3 protein-coding genes are annotated in these 1,503 nt (G+C 36.0%); all 3 read left to right on the forward strand.

Going from position 1 to position 1,503, the window contains the following annotated elements:
- Positions 1 to 15 precede the first annotated feature (15 nt).
- Entirely contained in the window at positions 16 to 195 is a 180-nt protein-coding gene (locus tag RLO81_RS03910) for a C1orf53 family protein (protein WP_350107521.1), read from the forward strand.
- 118 nt (positions 196 to 313) lie between these two features.
- Positions 314 to 718 (forward strand): hypothetical protein, encoded by a 405-nt coding sequence (locus RLO81_RS03915; RefSeq protein ID WP_350107524.1) that lies wholly within the window; start codon positions 314 to 316, stop codon positions 716 to 718.
- A gap of 5 nt (positions 719 to 723) precedes the next feature.
- A partial coding sequence (locus RLO81_RS03920; RefSeq protein WP_350107527.1) for a sensor histidine kinase occupies positions 724 to 1,503 on the forward strand: 780 nt, incomplete at its 3' end.

Consider the following 1,503-nt stretch of genomic DNA (forward strand, 5'->3'; position numbering starts at 1 on the left):
CTTTTGTAGCCATTGATGAAAACAAAAAGCCCGTTTCTGTCTTATAGTAAAGTGAGTAAGAAAAAGAAGCTAAGCGGAAAGCCGTTGTACTATATAGAAAACGGTTTATACGTTTTTACTGAAGAATACCACCTACAAAGAGGGTATTGTTGTAAGAGTGGATGCCGCCATTGTCCGTATGGCTTTAAAAAGTAGTCTACAATTCGTTTTTAATTATCTACACTTCATTCGAATAATTCCTCAGTTCATTAAAATCAACTACTTACCCGTTGTTTTATGCCGTTCCTTTGAATACACTTTAAATCTGAATGTCATGAAAAAATTACTCACTCTAGTTTTAATATTCGCAGCTGTAGCTGTTAGCGCACAAGATTATGAAGCTCCAAAAGATGGAGTAGACTTGGTTGTTGATAACCCTCAGGTGGTTCTTCAGAAAGGATCAGCTTACGATTTTGAGATTTTAATGGTTAGATCAGTTAGCGCTAAGCGTGCAAAATTTGAAGCACCAAGAATTGTTGGACCTAAAGCGATTGAATTCACTGTTGAACAATCTGCTGAGAATTCCGATCTTTATACGGTAACTGTGAATACAGCCAATGTGGAAGCTGGTAAATATTATTACCTCGTTACTGCGAAAAGCAAAGGTATTCAAAAAGCCAAAGGTTTGAGCATGAGCTTTGAAGTAACCGATGGCAACTCGGTAGCATCAACCAATTAAAATATATGCCCAAATACCTCTTCAGGTTCTTAACAGCTGTTTTCGTATTCTTTTTCTTTAAGCTTACGAAAGCAGCTAATTTAGAGGAGGCGATACATTGGCATCAGGCCTCGACCAATTACATGATTTATACCGTAGCAGTAGTAATGCTGTTATGGGAAATATTGGATTACGCAGTAAACCATTTCTATAAGCGCGTAAATACCCAACAGCTTGAATTCAGGCCTTCAGTTATCTTTTTCAAAAGCGCAATGGTATGTATTCCTTGCGTTTTTCTTTTTTCATACATTTTCAACTTTCATATGATATACTGGGTGCCAAGTGACTGTTGTATGGAAAAACCACATTTCTTAAGCGATGCAGCAACGGGTTATGTTATGGGATTACTTATTATCTATTATCAATTAACCAAACTAACTACTAAGGAAACGGTAAAAAATGCACGTGAAAAAGAGGTGATTCAAAAAGAACTGTTGGCTGCTAAATATGAAGGTCTTAAAAATCAGGTGAATCCTCACTTTTTGTTTAACAGTTTTAGCACGCTTTCTTCTTTGGTAGAGTCCCAACCAAAATTGGCAGTCGAGTTTATTGATAAGCTTTCAGATTTATATCGTTATGTATTGGAGCATGATACTGACAACCTCGTTTCTTTAAAGAAGGAGCTCGATTTTTTGAATGATTATATTTTCCTGTTAAAAATAAGGCATCAGGATGGGATTAAAATAACCAATAACATGACTTTGCCTTTGGAGAGAGTTAAAATTCCTTCATTATCACTTCAAACT

The sequence above is a fragment of the Fulvivirga sp. genome, assembly GCF_040220315.1.
In the GTDB taxonomy this organism is placed as follows: domain Bacteria; phylum Bacteroidota; class Bacteroidia; order Cytophagales; family Cyclobacteriaceae; genus Fulvivirga.

Excerpts from the sequence above, each read along its gene's own strand:
- RLO81_RS03910 (WP_350107521.1), top strand. The coding sequence starts at position 16 with ATGAAAACAAAAAGCCCGTTTCTGTCTTATAGTAAAGTGAGTAAGAAA.
- RLO81_RS03915 (WP_350107524.1), top strand. The coding sequence starts at position 314 with ATGAAAAAATTACTCACTCTAGTTTTAATATTCGCAGCTGTAGCTGTT.